This is a genomic window from Janthinobacterium sp. KBS0711 (assembly GCF_000988085.1).
In the GTDB taxonomy this organism is placed as follows: domain Bacteria; phylum Pseudomonadota; class Gammaproteobacteria; order Burkholderiales; family Burkholderiaceae_D; genus Janthinobacterium; species Janthinobacterium lividum_E.
The window spans coordinates 196,079-215,236 of the sequence record NZ_LBCO01000018.1; the positions used below are offsets into that span (position 1 = coordinate 196,079).

Consider the following 19,158-nt stretch of genomic DNA (forward strand, 5'->3'; position numbering starts at 1 on the left):
AATTGGACAAAATCATGAAATCCGCATTGAAACTCTCCTTGTTGACCACGCTCGTGGCCGCCAGCGTTGCCAACGGCGCCTACGCCGCCGACGCCAAGAACGTCATCTTCTTCCTCGGCGACGGCATGGGACCGTCCGTCGTGACGGCCGCGCGCATCTACCAGTACAAGGAAGACGGCAGCCTGACGATGGACACGCTGGAGCGCACGGCGCGCATCAAGACGTTCTCGAACGATGCGCAAACGACGGACAGCGCGCCTTCGATGGCCGCCTACATGACCGGCGTCAAGATGAACAATGAAGTCATCTCGATGGCGCAGGACACGATCGCCAAGGAACCGGGCCGCGACGCCAACGGCAACCTGGGCGTGGACAATTGCCCGGCCGGCGGCAAGAGCGCGCCGACCATCCTGGAACTGGCGAAAGCCAAGGGCAAGGCCGTGGGCGCCATCACCACCACGGAATTGACGCACGCCACACCGGCAACGACTTTCTCGCACATCTGCAACCGCAATGCGCAATACGCGATCGCCGCGCAAGCGGTGCCAGGCGGCGCGGGCTACAACGCGGCCCTGGGCGATGGCGTCGACGTGCTGATGGGTGGCGGCCGCAACCACTTCACACCTTGGTCGGCCAGCAACAAATATGGCCGCGCCGATGGCCGCAACCTGTTGACGGAACTTGCCGCCAAGGGCTACACCGTGGCCGCGACGAAAGCGGAAATGGCGGCAGCGCAAAGCGGCAAGAAATTCATCGGCCTGTACAGCACCCGCAGCCACCTGGAATATGAACTGGACCGCACGGCCACGCCGCCGCTGGGCGAAGGCGCGACCCAGCCTAGCCTGTCGGAAATGACCCTCAAGGCCATCGACTTGCTGTCGAAAAACACGAACGGCTACTTCCTGATGGTCGAAGGCGGCCGCATCGATCACGCCTTGCATGGCATCAATGCCAAGCGCGCGCTGACGGACACCATCGCCTTCGACGACGCCATCAAGGCCGCCATCGCCAAGATCAAGGAAACCGATCCGACCCTGGCCAATACCCTGATCGTCGTCACGGCCGACCATGACCACACCCTGGCCTTCAACGGCTACGGCAAGCGCGGCAATCCTATCCTCGACATCAACCGCGGCTACAAGGATAACCAGCCGAGCAAGGATGCCGATGGCAATACCTACACCACCCTGGTGTTCGGCAACGGCCCGAACCGCCCTGACCTGCGCAGCAACGTCGACAGCGCCACGGCACTGAAAGACAACTACCTGCAAGAAACAGGCGTGCGCCTGGCCAGCGAAACCCACGGCGGCGGCGACGTCAAGCTGCTGGCCACGGGCGCCGGCGCCAAGTCCTTCAAGGGCACCCTGGACAACACCAAGGTGTTTGACTTGCTGAAGGCGGCCTTCGGCTTCTGATCCACATCAACACGGTAACCCCACCGGGGCGGATGGCGTAGGCCCTCCGCCCCTCTGCACGTAAAGGCACCACCATGAAATCGTCCCTGATCGCCGTCCTCCTCGCCGCCGGCTTTGCCGCCGGCGCGCAAGCTGCCCCCACCGCCGCGCCTCCTTCCGCTCCTGCCGACCTGGACCTGGGCATCACCTATTACAGCCGCGTCCTGACGCCGGAAGGCGTGACGCGCGAGAGCCGCTACGAAGAAAAGATGCTGCGCCGCCCCGGCCATGTGTGGGTCGAGCGCGTGCTGGCGCCGTCGACGGACGCGCATGCGGGCCACAAGCATGGCGACAACACCAAAGTGGCGCTGAAGGCCACGCAGCATGAGCACAAGCACTTCAATCCCGTGCTGATCCCCCGCCACGTGATGCTGGAAAAAAATACCGTGCGCGTGGAATACATCGATGCGCATGACAAGATCGTCGTCGCCATCCCCAAGGCCGAATACGAAAACGTCAATTTCGACGGCTCCTGGGAAAACAGTTTTTATCTGCTGGACCCGAAACTGGTGGCCGCCATGCCGCTGTCGAAACAGGCGTCGAACGTGACGGGCGCACGCTGGCGCGAAGTGGAAAAGAATGGCGTGTTCCAGCGCATCCTGTGGGATGAACAAAAGCAGATTCCGCTGATTATCGAAAGCGGCGACCGCGCGAATACCTTCTACCGCCGGGTCGACGTCAAGCTGCAGCCGACCGTCAGCAAGGCGCAGCCGTGGGCGAATTTGCAGAACTACGCGCAGCGCGAGTATTCCGACTACCTCGACTAAACGTCAGACTCACGCCAAGAAAATCGGGACGTAAAAAAAGCCAGGGAACTCCCTGGCTTTTGTTTGGCTGGCGCCCGATTACTCGGCCGCTGCCGCTTTCTTCGCCGGCGCCTTCTTGGCGGCCGGCTTTTTCACGGCCGTGGCTTTCTTGGCTGGCGCCTTTTTGACGGCTGCCGCTTTCTTGACGGCCGTTTTCTTCGCCGGCGCGCCTTCTTCGCCTTCGACCTCGGCGGCTGCCGCCTTGGTCTTGGCGCCCGGCTTGGCCTTGCGCTCTTCAAACTCGAAGCTCACCTTGCCATCCTTGCCGCGCACGAGGAAAGCCTTGAACGGACGACGGGTACGCTGGGAAACAAAGCCCGGCAACAAATCCGTCTTGCCATCGTTGAGCAGTTTTGCCATTTGTTCCGGCAAGATTTCCTGCTGCAAGATGATGCGGCCGCTGCGGAAGTCGCACGTCTTCGGCTTGGCGACGCTGTGCTCGCACACATAGGCTAGGCCCATTTCGTACACGCCGGCGTTGCACTTGGGGCAAGGTCCCACGGGCGTCTGGCCCGTGAAATCGACGCCTTCGCCATCTTCGCTCTCGTCGTTCTGGCCGAAATCGAATTCCAGCTTGAAATTCTTGATCTCTTCATCGCGCACGATGCGCAGGATGGCGGCGAACGGACGGCCCATCTTCGAACGGAAGCCTTGCAGCGGGCCGATGGTGCGGTCCTTCAGCAATTGTTCCACTTCGGCGATTTCAAACTGGCGCGAACCCGGCGTCTTGCTCATCGAAAATTCGCACTTGGTGCAGGCGAAACGACGGTAGTTTTCCTTCACCACGCCGCCGCAATTCGGGCATGGCGTTTCCAGGGTAGCGTAGTCGCCCGGGATCGTGTCGTTGTCGTACTCCTTGGCGCGCTTGACGATGATTTGCGTCATCTGCGCGATTTCACGCATGAACTCTTCACGCGAAATCTTGCCTTTTTCCATCTGCGACAGTTTGTATTCCCACTCGCCCGTCAGCTCCGGCGCCGTCAATTCATTGACGCCCAGGCCTTTCAACAAGGTCATCAGCTGCGACGCCTTGGCAGTTGGAATCAGTTCGCGGCCTTCGCGGATCAGATAGCGTTCCGTCAGCAAGCCCTCAATGGTGGCGGCGCGCGTCGCTGGCGTGCCCAGGCCCTTGCCGGCCATCGCATCGCGCAGCTCGTCGTCGTCGATCAGCTTGCCGGCGCCTTCCATGGCCGACAGCAACGTTGCTTCAGTGAAGCGCGCTGGCGGCTTGGTGACCAGGCCGTTGGCGTTGACGCTTTCCGTCTGTACTTTCTCGCCCTTGGCGACGGGCACCAGATTGCCGTTGCCATTGCTTTCCTTGTCGGCGTCCGTCGACGCTTCCTTGCCGTAGATGGCCAGCCAGCCCGGATTGGTCATGACCTTGCCTTCAGTCTTGAACTGATGGCCGGACACTTCCGTGTAGCGCGTGGTGACCTGAAATTCCGCAGGCGGGAAGAACACGGCCATGAAACGGCGCGTGACGAGGTCGTACAATTTTTGTTCCGGCTCGGACAAATTCTTTGGCGCGATCGTCGTCGGGATGATCGCGAAGTGATCCGAGATCTTCGTGTTGTCGAAGATGCGCTTGTTCGGTTTGACCCAGCCCTTGTCGATGATCTGCTTGGCGAACTGGTGGTAGTTGCTGTTTTCCTTGACCGTTTCCAGCGCCTGCAGCACGGTCGGCATGTAGTCTTCCGGCAGGTGGCGCGAATCGGTACGCGGATATGTCAGCACCTTGTGCTTTTCGTACAGCGCCTGGGCCAGACCCAGGGTATTTTTAGCGGAGAAGCCGAAACGCGAGTTCGCTTCGCGCTGCAGGCTGGTCAGGTCGAACAGGCCCGGCGCCATCGAGGTGGTCGGTTTCGATTCTTCCGTGACGATGCCTTGGCGGCCGCGGCAGGCGGTGGCGATCGAGTCGGCAGCCGTCTTGCTCCACAGGCGCTCGGCGCGCTTCTCGGGGTCGTTCTCGTCCTTCTTGAACTTCGTGTCGAGCCAACGGCCTTCATAGATGCCGGCCGCGCAGACGAATTCGGCGCGCACTTCCCAGAAGTCGCGCGGCACGAATTTCTTGATCTTGTCTTCGCGTTCGACGACGATGGACAGGGTTGGCGTTTGCACGCGGCCCACGGTCGTCAGGTAGAAGCCGCCTTCTTTCGAATTGAACGCCGTCATGGCGCGCGTGCCATTGATGCCGATCAACCAGTCGGCTTCCGAACGGCAGCGGGCAGCATCGGCCAGCGGCAACATTTCCTCGTCGCTGCGCAGGTGCGAGAAACCGTCGCGGATGGCGCCCGGCGTCATCGACTGCAGCCACAAACGCTTGACCGGTTGCTTGGCTTTCGCGTTTTGCGCGATCAGGCGGAAAATCAGCTCGCCTTCGCGCCCCGCATCGCATGCGTTGATGAGGGTGGTGACGTCTTTGCGTTTGATCAGCTTGTTTAATACTTTGAGGCGCGCTTCCGTCTTGGCGATCGGGTTCAGCGCGAAATACGGTGGAATCATCGGCAAGTGCGCGAAACTCCATTTTCCGCGCTTCACGTCGAATTCTTCCGGCACGGCGATCTCCAGCAAGTGGCCGACCGCCGACGACAGGACGTATTCATCCGATTCAAAGTACTCATCGTGCTTGGTAAAGCCGCCAAGCGTCTTCGCGATATCGTTCGCGACAGAAGGCTTCTCGGCGATGATGAGGGTTTTTGTCATATTTTTTAGTCTCGAAAAATGCTCTAGGATAGTTTCAGCATGCGCATCATACAGTGCATTGCCAGGCGCCGACGCTTTTGTCTGCGCAAGGCACAGTGACTTGTGGTCTTGTCAAGCGGCCAATGATAAGCGCCTATTGAAGAATTCGGCAAGTTATCTACAAGCAAGAATGCGCAGGCGCAAACACAATGGCCTGGCGTGCGCGCCGGTGCAGCACATAGTAAAGGGGATGGCGCGGCGGCGGCGCCAGGGTCGGGCAGACAGCGAAGAATATGGGTATATATTAGTGCAATAAGCGCGGCGGGAGATCTTCGTCGTCGACAAATAAGTCGTCGAACATCAGGGCATCCGGTTCCTTGCCCTGGCTCCACAGCAGCATCAGCACGATGACTTTCAGCTTGCCCAGCGACACGGGCGCCTCGTCGAGCGCCAGCGCCCGTTCGATGACGATTTCGCGCTGCAGCGGCGACAGCACCTTGGCGCTTTCCAGGAACTGGATGAAACCGATGGCGGCCGTGCCCAGCACGTCGCTTTCCTGCTGTACATAGAAACGCGTGCCCGTGGAACTGGCCGTCAGGATTTGTTCGACGCCGGCCATGGCGTTCAAGTCCGTCAGCCACACGAGCGCTTCGGAAATCTCCACGTCGTCGAAACCGACGGCCGACAGTTTGCGCGCCAGGACTGCCGGCTCGGGGCAGGCATCGGGGCGATAATAAGTCTCGTAGAGGTACACCAGGATATCGAACATGGCTCTACTCTAGCAGCTAAGCTCGCTAAGACACAAGGGTGCGCACAGACAAAGCGCGCCCGTGCGGCAAGGCCGCCACACAAGTGACAAGCTGTCATTTGCAGCGTTGAAACAGTCCTCCCGGCAAGCGTTCGACCCGCCCCGCCAGCTCCAGCGCCAGCAATTCGCCCATCAGTGCGCCCATGGCCAGGCCGCTGCGCGCGGCCAGGGTATCGGCATCGTGGGGATCGTGGCCCAGCGCGGCCAGCAGCGGCGTCTCGTCCTCCACCGCTGCCGACGCCATGGGAACGCCGCCCAGCCACTGCAGCTCTTGCAGCACGTCATCGGCCGACTCGACCAGCTTGGCACCCTGCTTGATGAGCGCATGGCAACCCTTGGCCAACGTCGCATGGATGGAGCCGGGCAAGGCATACACGTCGCGCCCCTGCTCGCCGGCCAGGCGCGCCGTGATCAATGAGCCCGATTGCGCGGCCGCCTCGATCACCAGTACGCCGCGCGCCAGACCGCTGATCAAGCGGTTGCGGCGCGGAAAGTTACCGGGCATGGCCGGCAAGCCCAGCGCATACTCGCTGACGATGCAGCCGTGTTCGGCGATTCTTTGCGCCAGATCCAGGTTCCGGCGTGGATACACCAGATCGGCGCCCGTGCCGATCACGGCCACGGTGGCGCCCGCGCCGCGCAAGCCGCCCTCGTGCGCGTGCGTGTCGATGCCCAGCGCCAGCCCGGAAATGATGGTCAGGCCTGCCGCGCTCAATGCTTGCGCGAAGGCGGCCGCATTCTGCATGCCTTGCGCGCTGGCATTACGGCTGCCGATGATGGCCACGCCGGGACGCGACAGCAGTTCCGCCCGCCCCCGCACATATAACAACAACGGTGGATCGGCGATTTCCAGCAGCAGCGGCGGATACGCGGTATCGGCCAAGGTCAGCACGGCATTGCCGGGCCGCTCCAGCCACTGCAGGGTGAGCGCGAGCTGGCTGTTGGCCACCGGCTTGGGCGGCTGCACGATGGCGCGCGCCACGCTGGCCGGCACCACCTCGCGCAAGGCCTCGAATGGCGTGGCAAAGATTTGCGGCGGCAGACCGAAGCTGGCCAGCAAGGCGCGCGCCGCCACCGGTCCCACGCCGGGCAGGTGCTGCAGGCGCAGCCAGCCCGCCAGTTCCGTGGCCGTGTCTGCCGTCGTTGCAATTGCATGCATGGCAACCTCGCTGTGTACTGTGCCATTCCATGCTAGCGCCACGGCGCGCACGCGATACCGACGCGCGCAAGAATGCGTGCAATGGCGCCGCAAAACGGCCCCTCGTCCACAGGGAAATGGGCGTCTGTGATAAAATTTCCCTTTGCAGCAAACTAATCGACGCACTGGCAAACGCATCTGCCGCGCCGTTGCGCCATACGCGCCCAACCGTAGCGTACTCAAAAATAAAATAGCCCTGCCATCGTCCGCATGGCCCAGGCATGAATAATCCGGCGCACCGGCGCCCACCTTAACCAGTCGAATCCGTATGTCCATATTAAATATCCTGCGTTACCCCGATCCTCGCCTGCACACGATCGCCAAGCCCGTCACCGAATTTGACGCGCGCCTGCAAACCCTGATCGACGACATGGCTGAAACCATGTACGACGCCCCGGGCGTCGGCCTGGCCGCGTCGCAAGTGGACGAGCATATCCAGATGATGGTGATCGACACCACCGAAGAGAAAAACCAGCTGCAAGTCTTCATCAACCCGGAAATCACCTGGGCCAGCGAAGAAAAGCAGGTCTACGACGAAGGCTGTCTGTCCGTGCCCGGCGTCTACGATGGCGTCGAGCGCCCGGCCCGCATCAAGGTGCGCGCCCAGGACCGCCACGGCAAGCAGTTCGAGCTGGAAGCCGATGGCTTGCTGGCCGTCTGCATCCAGCATGAGATGGATCACTTGCTGGGCAAGGTATTCGTCGAATACCTGTCGCCGCTCAAGCGCAACCGCATCAAGACCAAGATGATCAAGGAAATCCGTGGTCTCGAGCGCGAAGCGAGCCTGCGCGCACAGAACCGCCGCTTTTAAGCAGACTTCGAGCCACTGCTGATAGACTAAGCAGCAACAGTAGTCGTCTTACCACGCCAGCCTGGCGCCTTCGGCGCGGGCCTGCGCACCTCACGTCAAGGAACCATATGAAAGTGATCTTCGCAGGCACGCCTGAATTTGCCGCCACGGCCCTGAAAGACTTGCACGAAGCGGGCTTCGAGATTCCGCTGGTGCTGACCCAGCCCGACCGCCCCGCCGGACGCGGCATGCAGTTGCACGCCTCGGCCGTCAAGCAATATGCCCAGCAGCACGGCATCGAGGTGCTGCAACCCTTGTCCCTGCGCATGGACAGCAAGGACCCGCAGCGTGCCGCCGAAGCGAAAGCGGCCCACGAGCGCCTGCTGGCTACCGACTACGACGTGATGGTGGTGGCGGCCTACGGCTTGATCTTGCCGCGCAGCACCCTCGACATCAAACCCTGCATCAATATCCACGGTTCCCTGCTGCCGCGCTGGCGCGGCGCCGCGCCGATTCATCGCGCCATCGAAGCGGGCGACGATGAAACGGGCGTGACCATCATGCAGATGGAAGAAGGCCTCGATACGGGCCCCATGCTGGCCATCGAGCGCACGCCCATCGAAGCGGGCGATTCCACCGCCACCCTGCACGACAAGCTGGCCACCCTGGGCGGCAAGATGATCGTCGAGACCCTGCGCAAGATGCAGCAGCAGCCGCTCGAAGCCGTGCCGCAGCCGGAAGCGGGCGTCACCTACGCGGCGAAAATCGCCAAGGAAGAAGCGGCGCTCGATTTCAGCCTGCCGGCGCTGGAACTGGGCCTGAAAATCCGCGCCTTCAATCCGTTTCCCGGCGCCTGCGGCCAGGTCGATGGCACCACCATCAAGATCTGGGCCGCCGAGGTGATCGAAGCGGACAGCAAGGAAGCGCCTGGCCAGGTACTGGCAGCCGACGCCCAGCACGGCATCGTCGTGGCCTGCGGCAATGGCTCCTTGCGCCTGACGGAACTGCAAAAACCGGGCGGCAAGCGCCTGCCCGCAGCCGAGTTCATCAAGGGCTTCCCCCTCGAAGGCAAACGCTTCGTTTAATCCCAGCAAGACGCGCCCATGGACCAGCTGACCGCCCTGCGCGCCCTGCGCCGCGTCGTGGAACTGGGCAGCTTCACGGCCGCCGGCGACGCGTTGGGCATTTCCCATTCCATCGTTTCGCGCCAGGTGCGGCAACTGGAAAACCAGCTGGGCGCCCAACTGCTCAACCGCACGACGCGCCGCTTCGCCCTGACGGCCGCCGGCCAGGAATACTACCTGGCCAGCCGCGACATCCTCGACGCCCTTGACGCGGCCGACCGCGCCGTCGCCATGCACCAGGCGCAGCCGTCCGGCAGCCTGCGCGTCAATGCGCCGATGGCTTTCGGCACCCTGGAGCTGGCCGCCTGGCTGCCCGAATTTACCCGCCAGTACCCGCACATCCACATCGATCTCGTCTGCAATGACCGCATCGTCGACCTGATCGACGATGGCTTCGACGTGGCGCTGCGCCTGGCGCGCGGCTTGCCCGACTCCACCCTGGTGGCGCGCCAGCTGGCCAGCAGCCGCACCGTGGCCGTCGCCTCGCCCGCCTACCTGGCCCGCCATGGTCATCCGGCCACGCCGCAAGATCTGGCGCAGCACAATTGCTTGATGTATACCTCCGGCGAAAAGCCGGCGGAGTGGTCGTTCACGGATGGCGACGGCGCCGCGCACAAGGTGGCCGTGCGCGGCAGCCTGCAAGCCAATACCAGTGTTGCCCTGCGCGAAGCGGCCGTGGGCGGCATGGGGATTGCCGGCGCGGCCGCCTTCATCGTGCGCGACGCACTGCGCAGCGGCCAGCTGGTGGAAGTCTTGCCCGGCTACACCTTGCGTTCACGCACTCTGTACGCGCTGTATCCGCACAGCCGCCAGTTGTCGCCCAAGGTCAGGGCCTTCGTCGATTTTGCCGTGCAGCACTATCAGGATCGCCGCTGGGATTGATCAGGCCTGCTGCAGCGCCTTGCGCACGGCGCGGAACTGCTGCGTCAATCCGCCATAGCCCCAGGCCGCCTGGCGCGCATCGTGCACGTGGATGTAGCTGACGTCGTGCACGGCGCCGAGATACTCCTGCATGGCGGCGAACACGGCGGCGATATACGCGGCCTTTTCCGCTGCCGTATTCGTTTCATCGCTGATCAGGATATCGAGGAAAAAACTGGCCTTGCCTTGCGCCTGCAAGGATGGCCCGCCGACAAACCAGTGCGCCGCGTCAAGATGGCTGATGGCCACCGACGTCAGCTCGGGCGCCTTGTGCAACAGTTGCGCCGTCAATTGGCTCAGGGTGGCGGCGATGGCGGCCGACTGACGCGCATCGGGTGGCGTGGATAAACGCAGGTTCAGGATGGGCATGGGATGCTCCGCAAGTGGATGAAGCCCCATTCTAGGCAGGCGGGAGATAAAACGGCAGCCCTCGCCAGGCACAGGATCTGTGCAGTTTATGCACCAATGCCTGCGCGCATAAAAAAGGGCTTGCCGCGGCAAGCCCTTGTTGCATCCAGCACCCTTGCCTAGCGGCGCTGCACCTTCATCAGGCGTGCGCCCACGGACGACGACAGGCTGACTTCGAAGCGGCCACCAGCCGGCAAGGCGCTCACATCGACGCTGGCTTTGCCACCCGTCAAGTCACTGGCGACCACCGTCTTGCGGCCATCGGCAGCCACGTGCAGCACGGCGGCGTACGGTTCCGCCTCGGCATTCCAGGCCAGCGCCAGCTTGCCGCCGCTTTGTACCGCATCGAACGTGGCATCGTTGGCGGCTGCCCTGCTGCGGCGCGCCGGGCGCTCCAGCTTGGCCAAAGCCTTGCCATTTTGCAGCACTTGCACGTCGCTGATGTCGCCCGGGTTGGCGAAGCTGACGCGGAAATGGCTCATGGCGTTGCCGCCATGGTCGGCCACGGAGACGCCATCGAAGGGCAAGTCGATAGTCTGTCCCAACGCCGTCAAGACGCGCAAGGTATAGGCATGGCCGCTGCCGCTGGCCGCTGCGCCCACACGCGTGGACGAGGCAACGGCTGGGCGCAAGGCCACGCCGCTTGGCGTGATGCGGCCGGAAATCGTCAGATAGCCATGCTCGGCCACGGACATGCTGGCGGCCAGCACATTGCTGCCGGTAATCTGCGTGCCGCGTCTTTCCAGGAATTGCTGCACGCGCACATAGCTGTAGTCGGAGAACCAGGCACCGCTGCAATAGCTCATCACGTCTTTCATCGGCGTCACGCCATACACTGCCTTGCTCAACTGGCCGATGCTGCCCGCATAGCTGCTGTTGTACAGCGGTTGCGGACCCAGCTCGCCATTAGGGTACGGGTAATCGGTGGCCGCATTGGCTGGACCACCGCAGGCAACGTGCTGCAGCGAGTGGTTGTGGCCCAGCTCATGCACCATCGTGGTCAGCCATTCAGGCCAGCTATTGCCGAAGGGATCGACGGAGGCAATGCTGTTGAACCTGGCGTCCAGGCCGATGGCCGACGTGAAGTCGTTGCTGCTGCCAGGCGGGTTGATGTAGGCCAGGCCGGCGGCGCGCGTGGAGGACATTTTCGGCACGAAACCATAATAATAGGCGCCGCGGTCTTCCAGCGCGCGCTGGCTTTCCAGCTTGCCCAGGGTATCGCTCCACCAGCTGTCGGCCGTGCTGCTGCCAGGTACGCTCAGTGGGGCGCGCGTGGTGATGGTGATATTTTCCGTCGCATACGGATACACGCGGGTCAGTGCAGCGCGGATCAGCTCGGCGTCAGGCAGTTGCGCCACGCCATCGTCGGTACTCAGCGGTACCAGCACCAGATGAATTCTCGCCGCGCTGGCGACGACGGGCGCCGCTTCCTGGCTCACTTGCGTACCGTCATTGCCCACGGCCGTCACGCGCACGCGCACGCCGGGCAAGATCCAGCCCGATGGCAGGACGGCGCTGAAATTGCCGTTGAAGCTGTAATCGCTTTTCGTTGTCGGCAAGACCGATGGGCCGCTCATGGTGATGCTGCCCAGGTTGCTGCCATTGGCGGCCGTCGCATTCAGGATCACGGACGGGCTGGCCTGGCCGGCCTGCGTGGCCAGCACGGACACGCGCACGGCGGCCGGCTTGCCGCGCGTCAAGCGCAAGGCGGCATTGCTGGCGTTCAAGTTCAGTACCTGCGCGAAATCAATGCTGCCCAGGGTAAAGGCTGACACCGTACCTGCATTCACGGCGATGCGCGAAGCGGCCGACAGCATCACGCTGCCCGTTGCCGACGCTGGCGCGGACAGCAACAGCTGACTGGCACTGGCGCTGACGATGACGGCTGGCGTACTGCCGACCGTTGCCGAGCTGACTTGGTCGAGATTGCTGCCCTGCAGCGTCACCGACAAGGTCGCGCCATTGACGGCCGACGTGATCGACGTCACTGCCACGCTGGCCAGGACCGTGTACGTGTCGCTGCTGATGACATCGTTGTAGGGCCCGCGCACCGTCAGCGCGCCCGTTGCCGCGCCCGCAGGCACCACCACCGTCACGCTGCCGGCCGTCTGGCTTTGCGGCGTTGCCGCCGCGCCATTGCCGAACTGCACCGCTGTCACGGCGCCCATGCCGCCGCCCGCGATCGTCACGCTGGAACCGACGCCGCCCGTTGCCGGCGCGACACTGCTCACGCTCAGCGGCAGATACACATTCACGTTATAGCTGGTTGCCGCCGTGCCGCTGGCGCTGACGAGGCTCAAGGCGCCCGTCACGGGCACGCCCGGCATGGCCAGGGTCACGCTGCTGTCGCTGCTGGCGCTGGCGGTAACGTTCACGCCACCCACCTGGAAAGCCGTCACGCGGCTCAGATTGCTACCCGTCACCACCAAGCTGCCACCAACGGCGACATTCGCCGCCGAGACAGCCGTCACGGCAGGAATCACAGCAGGAATCACGACGGGATTGCCCGACGTGGTCGCCACCACCGTGTCACCGCCACCACCGCCTCCACCGCCGCAAGCGGACAGGCCCAGCACGACAAACAATGCTACAAGCAGATGGTTTTTCATGGCTGGCAACCATGTTGGTGCAGCGCGATGCCGGGGAGGACACGAGAGAAATGTGACATATTGGTGACTTTTGGTGAGAATGTAATTTCGAAGAACCAATATTATGGGTTAATTCGATTCCCAAAGACAACTATTAATGCTTTTGATTCAATTGGTTTTGATAATAATTAAAGTATCTGTTTGGAAACCTTTATTTTGGGAATTATTCACTTCACTCTGCATTGTCCTAAATCAAAATTATTTTCCTTTGCAGCTATTGCCATTCAATTCATTAAAAAGATTTTGGCCTGGCGCAAATAATGTGGAAATTTTTCCACAGCCTAGACGACATGCCTTCCTGCCAAGTTTGGCGGAAGAATTAACGTTTTGAGTAAGATTTTCAGGAATGTAATTTTCAGATGCAAACGTGGCGCGAGGCGATGTGTTGCAAGAAGGCCAGCCGTGGGGTGATCGGCCGCTTTTGCTTAAAACCAAAGCAGCCTGATGCCGTATAATTTTAGACCCGGTGAAATCAGGCGATTGCCACCTTCTGCCTGCCCTATCCGGCCGGCACACTCCGTCAGCTGATCCTGCTGATCCGCAACCGCCTCGTACAGTCCTGTCGCCGCGCCGCCGCCCGTTTGCCTATTGAAAGCATGAAATGAACGATACCGTGATCCCCGCCATGTCCCCGACCGAAGCCTCCTTGCGCGCCATCCTGGCGCAGCGGATCATGATCCTCGACGGCGCCATGGGCACGATCATCCAGCAGTACAAGCTCGACGAAGAAGCCTACCGTGGCGGTCCCGCCGGCCGCTTCATCGATTTCACCGCGCCGGCCGACAGCGGCGCGCGCGAACTGTTCGTCAAGGGCAACAATGAGCTGCTGACCCTGACGCAGCCGCATATCATCCAGGAAATCCACGAGCGCTACCTGGCGGCCGGCGCCGACCTGATCGAAACGAATACCTTCGGCGCCACGACGATCGCGCAAGACGATTACCACATGGCCCACCTGGCCTATGAAATGAACGTCCAGGCGGCCAAACTGGCGCGCGCCGCCTGCGATAAATATTCCACGCCGGACAAGCCGCGCTTCGTCGCCGGCGCCCTCGGGCCCACGCCGAAGACGGCGTCGATCTCGCCCGACGTGAACGACCCGGCCGCGCGCAACGTCAGTTTCGACCAGCTGGTGGCCGCCTACCTGCAGCAGACGCAGGGGCTGGTGGAAGGCGGCGCCGACGTGCTGCTGGTGGAAACCATTTTCGATACCTTGAATTGCAAGGCGGCCCTGTTCGCCATCGACCTGTTCTACGAGCAAAACCCGACCGTCGTGCGCCTGCCCCTGATGATTTCCGGCACCGTCACGGACGCCTCGGGACGCATCCTGTCGGGCCAGACCGTGCCCGCCTTCTGGAATTCCGTGCGCCACGCGAAACCGCTGACGATCGGCCTGAACTGCGCGCTGGGCGCGGCCCTGATGCGCCCGTACGCGGAAGAGCTGGCCAAGATCGCCGACACTTTCGTGTGCATCTACCCGAACGCGGGCTTGCCCAATCCCATGAGCGACACGGGCTTCGACGAGTTGCCAGCCGATACGTCGGCCCTGCTGCGCGAATTCGCCGACGCGGGCTTTTTGAACATGGCGGGCGGCTGCTGCGGCACCACGCCCGAGCACATCGCCGCCATCGGGCAATTGCTGTCGAAAAACACGCCGCGCACGGTGCCGGCCCCGTCGCACGACTTGCGCCTGGCGGGCCTGGAACCGTTCGTCGTCAACGACGAGTCGCTGTTCGTCAACGTGGGCGAGCGCACCAACGTCACTGGCTCGAAGGCGTTCGCGCGCATGATCCTGAACGAGCAATACGACGAAGCGCTCTCCGTGGCGCGCCAGCAAGTGGAAAACGGCGCGCAAGTGATCGACATCAATATGGACGAAGCGATGCTCGATTCGCTGGCCGCCATGACGCGCTTTTTGAACCTGATCGCCTCGGAACCCGATATTTCGCGCGTGCCCATCATGGTCGACTCGTCGAAATGGTCCGTCATCGAAGCGGGCCTCAAATGCGTGCAGGGCAAGGCCATCGTCAATTCGATTTCCATGAAGGAAGGCGAAGAGGAATTCCTGCGCCAGGCGAAACTGTGCCGCCGCTACGGCGCGGCCGTCATCGTCATGGCTTTCGATGAAAAGGGGCAAGCCGACACCTTCGAGCGCAAGATCGAAATTTGCGCTCGCGCGTATCACCTGCTGATCGATGCGCTGGACTTCCCGCCCGAAGACATCATTTTCGATCCGAACATCTTTGCCGTCGCCACCGGCATCGAAGAACACAACAACTACGCCGTCGACTTCATCAACGCCACGCGCTGGATCAAGGAAAACTTGCCGTACGCGAAGATCTCGGGCGGCGTGTCGAACGTGTCCTTCAGTTTCCGCGGCAACGATCCAGCCCGTGAAGCCATCCATACCGTCTTCCTGTACCACGCCATCAAGGCCGGCATGACCATGGGCATCGTCAACGCCGGTATGGTGGGCGTGTACGACAACCTGGACCCGGAACTGCGCGAGCGCGTGGAAGATGTGGTGCTGAACCGCCGCGAAGACTCGACCGAGCGCATGATCGAGTTTGCCGGCACCCTGAAGGCGGGCGGCAAGGCCGAAGCGCAAACCCTGGCCTGGCGCGAAGGCACGGTGCAAGCGCGCCTGTCGCACGCGCTGGTGCACGGCATCACGCAATTCATCGTGGAAGACACGGAAGAAGCGCGCCAGGAACTGCTGCACAATGGCGGACGTCCCATCCACGTGATCGAAGGCCCCTTGATGGCCGGCATGGACGTGGTCGGCGACCTGTTTGGCCAGGGCAAGATGTTCCTGCCGCAAGTGGTGAAATCGGCGCGCGTCATGAAGCAGGCCGTGGCCCACCTGATTCCGTTCATCGAGGAAGAAAAGCTGCTGGAAGAACAGCGCACGGGCATCGTCGCCAAGCCGAAAGGCAAGATCATCATGGCGACCGTCAAAGGCGACGTGCATGACATCGGCAAGAACATCGTTACCGTTGTTCTGCAATGCAACAATTTCGAAGTGGTGAACATGGGCGTGATGGTGCCGTGCTCGGAAATCCTCGCCCGCGCCAAGGTGGAAAACGCCGACATTATCGGTCTGTCGGGCCTGATCACGCCGTCGCTGGAAGAAATGGCCTATGTCGCCAAGGAAATGCAGCGCGACGAACACTTCCGCATGCTCAAGATTCCCCTCCTGATCGGCGGCGCCACCACCAGCCGCGCCCACACGGCCGTGAAAATCGCGCACAACTATGAAGGCCCGGTGATCTACGTGCCGGACGCGTCGCGTTCCGTGTCCGTGGCGCAGTCGCTCTTGACGCCGGAGCAGCGCGACAAGTACGTGGAAGACATCGAAACCGATTACGCGCGCATCCGCGAGCAGCACGCCAACAAGAAGGCCCTGCCCATCCTGCCTTTGGCGCAAGCGCGCGCCAACAGGATGGTCGTGCCGTTCGACGGCGCCTGCACGCCCGTGAAACCGAAGTTCATCGGCCGTCGCGTCTTCAAGAACGTGGACCTGGCTACCCTGGCCAATTACATCGACTGGGGCCCGTTCTTCCAGACCTGGGACCTGGCCGGCCCCTTCCCCGCCATTTTGACGGATGAAGTGGTGGGCGACGCGGCCACCAAGGTGTACGCGGAAGGCCAGGCTTTGCTGAAAAAACTCATCGACGGACGCTGGCTGACGGCCAGTGGCGTCGTCTCCTTGCTGCCGGCCAACAGCATCAATGACGACGATATCGAGGTGTACACGGACGATACGCGCAGTACCGTGGCGTTCACCTACTACGGCATGCGCCAACAGGGCGTGAAACCCGTGGTCGATGGCGTGCAACGGCCGAACCAGTGCCTGGCCGACTTCATTGCGCCGAAGGCATCGGGCGTGAAGGATTACATCGGCATGTTTGCCGTCACGTCCGGCCTGGGTATCGAAAAATACGAAAAACGCTTCGAGGATGCGCACGACGATTACTCGTCCATCATGTTGAAATCGCTGGCGGACCGCCTGGCCGAGGCCTTTGCCGAATACCTGCACGAGCGCGTGCGCAAGGATTTGTGGGGCTATGTGCCGGACGAGCACCTGGGCAACGACGACATGATCGCTGAAAAGTATGTCGGCATCCGCCCTGCGCCCGGCTACCCGGCCTGCCCCGAGCATACCGTCAAGAAAGAGATGTTCGACGTCATGCAGGCCGAGGAAATCGGCATGCAGCTGACGGAATCGTACGCCATGTTCCCGGGCGCGGCCGTGTCCGGCTTTTATTTTGCTCACCCGAAGTCGAAATACTTCGTCGTCGGCAAGATCGGCATGGACCAGGTGGAAGACATGGCCAAGCGTCGTAACGTCAACATTGAGGACGTGGAACGCTGGCTGGCGCCCAACCTGTCGTAACACCATCGCCTTGACCTGCGGCGCGCGGAACTTTTCGCGCGCCGCAGCGCACTAACGCAGTATGCCGGCCGGCATGCTGCATGCCCGCTCCGGCCCGTTCTCAATTGGCAAGGAGGATATATGGCAACCAATTTCAAACTGAAACGCTGGCAGGATCAGGTGATCCTGTTGCTGGGCTTATGGCTGGTCGTCTCGCCCTGGGCCTTTTCCTATCCCCAAGGCTCGCCGCAGATGATGAACGCCATTGTCTCGGGCCTGGTGATCGCCGTGCTGGCCGCCTTCGACCTGTACAAGACCTATTTCTGGGCCGTCGTCGTCAACCTGCTCGTCGGCGTCTGGGTCGCCGCCTCGCCGTGGGTACTGCGGCTGGCCGATCAGCCCGTCGTCATGTGGAACGAGCTGCTCGTCGGTATCGCCGTCGTCGTGCTGGCCCTGTGGGAATTGCGCACCGACCCCGAACTGCACAAGCACTGGCCGGGCGCGGCAGCGTAGCGGCGTAAAAAAGCCCTGCTACGGCGTCGCCGTGCAGGGCTTTTGAAGAACGCGCCAATGTTGTCGGATTACGGCCCGTTGGGCCTAATCCGACCTACAGCGCATACCTTACAACGTTATCGCTCCATTCGTAAGCGGCCATTTCCAGCTCCACCAGGTCGTCCGGCGACATGGCCAGGTCGCGCAAGGTCGGCACGATCTCGCCTTCCATGTCTTCGATGCGCTCGATGCATTCGGCCAGGCGCAGCAGGTCGCCGTAGAAACCTTCGCGCGACAGCAGCGCTTCGGCCACTTCGTCGATCACTTCGATCTGGCTGAGGATTTCCGACATCGGCACGCCGAACAGGGTGTCCATCAGGGACATGATACCGACCGTAAAGGCGATATCGGCCGAGTGGGCGTGGTTCGGGCGCAGTTTATGCGCAAGCAATTCGAGCAAACGGCCGCGCGTGGTGGCCAGCATCAGCAGCGGCGTCATGCTATGGCCGCGCTTGCTTGGTTCCGCGTACAGCATGATTTGCAGCCAGCGCTGCAATTGGCGGCGGCCCAGCACGGTGACGGCCTGGCTCAGCGAATCGATGCGCTGGCGCGCGCCCACGGCCGGCGTATTGACCAGGCGCAACAGGTTCAGGGCCAAGGACACGTCGCGCTTGATGGCGCGCTCGATATCCATGTTGTCGGCGTCCGACGTGACCAAGGTCATCAGTTCCATGACAGCCAGTTGCGACGGCGACAGCTTCTTGCCCGTCATGATAGCGGGCTTGGCAAAGTAATAACCCTGGAAGTAATCGAAGCCCAGGTCCAGGCCCGACTTGAATTCTTCGCGCGTCTCGACCTTTTCCGCTACCAGTTTCTTGTTTTCCTGCTTGAAACGGGGCGCCAGCGCTGCCAGCACTTTCGGGTCGACCGTGCTCATGTCCATCTTGACGTATTGCACCAGCGGCAACAGTTCCTGCACTTGCGCCGTGTCGGACACGACGTTTTCCAGCGCGAAGGTGAAGCCATGGCCCACCAGTTCGCTGATGCGCGCGCGCACTTCCGGCGTCACGGGCATCGATTCGACGATTTCCAGCACGACTTTTTCGCGCGGCAGGAAGACGAAGATGTCGCTCATGATCACGTCGGCATCGACGTTGACGAAACCGAGCGCGTCGCCGATGACCTTTTCCATGCCCAGCTGGGAAGCGTGGGCGATCACGGACGCCGTGGCGGACAGGTCGCTGGTAATGTTGGCGGGGCCGACCGGAGCGTTGCGGAATAGCAACTCATAGCCGAACAGGGCCTGGTTGCGGTCGAGGATAGGTTGTCGACCCAGATAGAACTCGCGCACGCGCAAGGGTTTCGGGGTGATGTCGTTGCTGGAAATATCGATCATTAACTCTTCATCAATCACGTCGAGTGACACCGGCCGCGCCGCGCCCGCATCAAGGT

Annotated in this window: 13 protein-coding genes; 7 read left to right on the forward strand and 6 right to left on the reverse strand. The window is 62.1% G+C overall.

The genetic code is table 11. The annotated features are described in order from the left end of the window. Nucleotides 1-14 precede the first annotated feature (14 nt). Nucleotides 15-1,415, forward strand: coding sequence for an alkaline phosphatase (locus tag VM94_RS10665; protein WP_046683534.1), 1,401 nt, complete (start codon nt 15-17; stop codon nt 1,413-1,415). Nucleotides 1,416-1,489: 74 nt separating this feature from the next. Further along, nucleotides 1,490-2,221, forward strand: a complete 732-nt coding sequence (locus VM94_RS10670; protein WP_046683461.1) for a hypothetical protein — start codon at nt 1,490-1,492, stop codon at nt 2,219-2,221. A 78-nt stretch (nt 2,222-2,299) separates the two neighbouring features. Here the strand turns inward: VM94_RS10670 and VM94_RS10675 are convergent, their stop codons facing one another. The 3 genes from VM94_RS10675 to dprA all read right to left on the reverse strand — a co-directional run bounded on the left by VM94_RS10675 (nt 2,300) and on the right by dprA (nt 6,909). Next, nucleotides 2,300-4,963: a DNA topoisomerase III gene (locus VM94_RS10675; protein ID WP_046683462.1), complete on the reverse strand. Its 2,664-nt coding sequence runs from the start codon at nt 4,961-4,963 to the stop codon at nt 2,300-2,302. 283 nt (nt 4,964-5,246) lie between these two features. After that, nucleotides 5,247-5,711 (reverse strand): DUF494 family protein, encoded by a 465-nt coding sequence (locus VM94_RS10680; RefSeq protein WP_046683463.1) that lies wholly within the window; start codon nt 5,709-5,711, stop codon nt 5,247-5,249. Nucleotides 5,712-5,805: 94 nt separating this feature from the next. Continuing rightward, a complete protein-coding gene (gene dprA, locus VM94_RS10685) occupies nt 5,806-6,909 on the reverse strand; it encodes a DNA-processing protein DprA (protein ID WP_046683464.1) in 1,104 nt (367 codons plus the stop codon). Between the two features lie 307 nt (nt 6,910-7,216). Here dprA and def point away from each other — a divergent pair, with 307 nt between their 5' ends. From def to VM94_RS10700, 3 genes are all read left to right on the forward strand, one after another. Next, the gene (gene def / locus VM94_RS10690) at nt 7,217-7,759 is read left to right on the forward strand and encodes a peptide deformylase (RefSeq protein WP_046683465.1); all 543 of its coding nucleotides are present in this window, start codon (nt 7,217-7,219) and stop codon (nt 7,757-7,759) included. Between the two features lie 107 nt (nt 7,760-7,866). Next, nucleotides 7,867-8,823 (forward strand): methionyl-tRNA formyltransferase, encoded by a 957-nt coding sequence (fmt, locus tag VM94_RS10695; protein ID WP_046683466.1) that lies wholly within the window; start codon nt 7,867-7,869, stop codon nt 8,821-8,823. A gap of 18 nt (nt 8,824-8,841) precedes the next feature. Then, nucleotides 8,842-9,744 carry a LysR family transcriptional regulator gene (locus VM94_RS10700; protein WP_046683467.1) on the forward strand — a complete coding sequence of 301 codons (903 nt, stop codon included), beginning with the start codon at nt 8,842-8,844 and terminating at the stop codon, nt 9,742-9,744. Here the strand turns inward: VM94_RS10700 and VM94_RS10705 are convergent, their stop codons facing one another. Together VM94_RS10705 and VM94_RS10710 are read right to left on the reverse strand one after the other, a co-directional pair. Continuing rightward, nucleotides 9,745-10,152, reverse strand: coding sequence for a tautomerase family protein (locus tag VM94_RS10705; protein ID WP_046683468.1), 408 nt, complete (start codon nt 10,150-10,152; stop codon nt 9,745-9,747). 158 nt (nt 10,153-10,310) lie between these two features. Beyond that, the gene (locus VM94_RS10710) at nt 10,311-12,800 is read right to left on the reverse strand and encodes an IPT/TIG domain-containing protein (RefSeq protein WP_138828925.1); all 2,490 of its coding nucleotides are present in this window, start codon (nt 12,798-12,800) and stop codon (nt 10,311-10,313) included. A 640-nt stretch (nt 12,801-13,440) separates the two neighbouring features. Between VM94_RS10710 and metH the strand changes: the two genes are divergently transcribed. Both metH and VM94_RS10720 read left to right on the forward strand, forming a co-directional pair. Beyond that, nucleotides 13,441-17,235, forward strand: coding sequence for a methionine synthase (gene metH, locus VM94_RS10715; RefSeq protein ID WP_185982100.1), 3,795 nt, complete (start codon nt 13,441-13,443; stop codon nt 17,233-17,235). A 120-nt stretch (nt 17,236-17,355) separates the two neighbouring features. Continuing rightward, a complete protein-coding gene (locus VM94_RS10720; RefSeq protein WP_046683470.1) occupies nt 17,356-17,727 on the forward strand; it encodes an SPW repeat protein in 372 nt (123 codons plus the stop codon). Between the two features lie 94 nt (nt 17,728-17,821). On the opposite strand, the gene VM94_RS10725 is transcribed toward VM94_RS10720, so the two are convergent. Beyond that, entirely contained in the window at nt 17,822-19,102 is a 1,281-nt protein-coding gene (locus VM94_RS10725) for an EAL and HDOD domain-containing protein (protein WP_035824533.1), read from the reverse strand. Nucleotides 19,103-19,158: the final 56 nt, after the last annotated feature.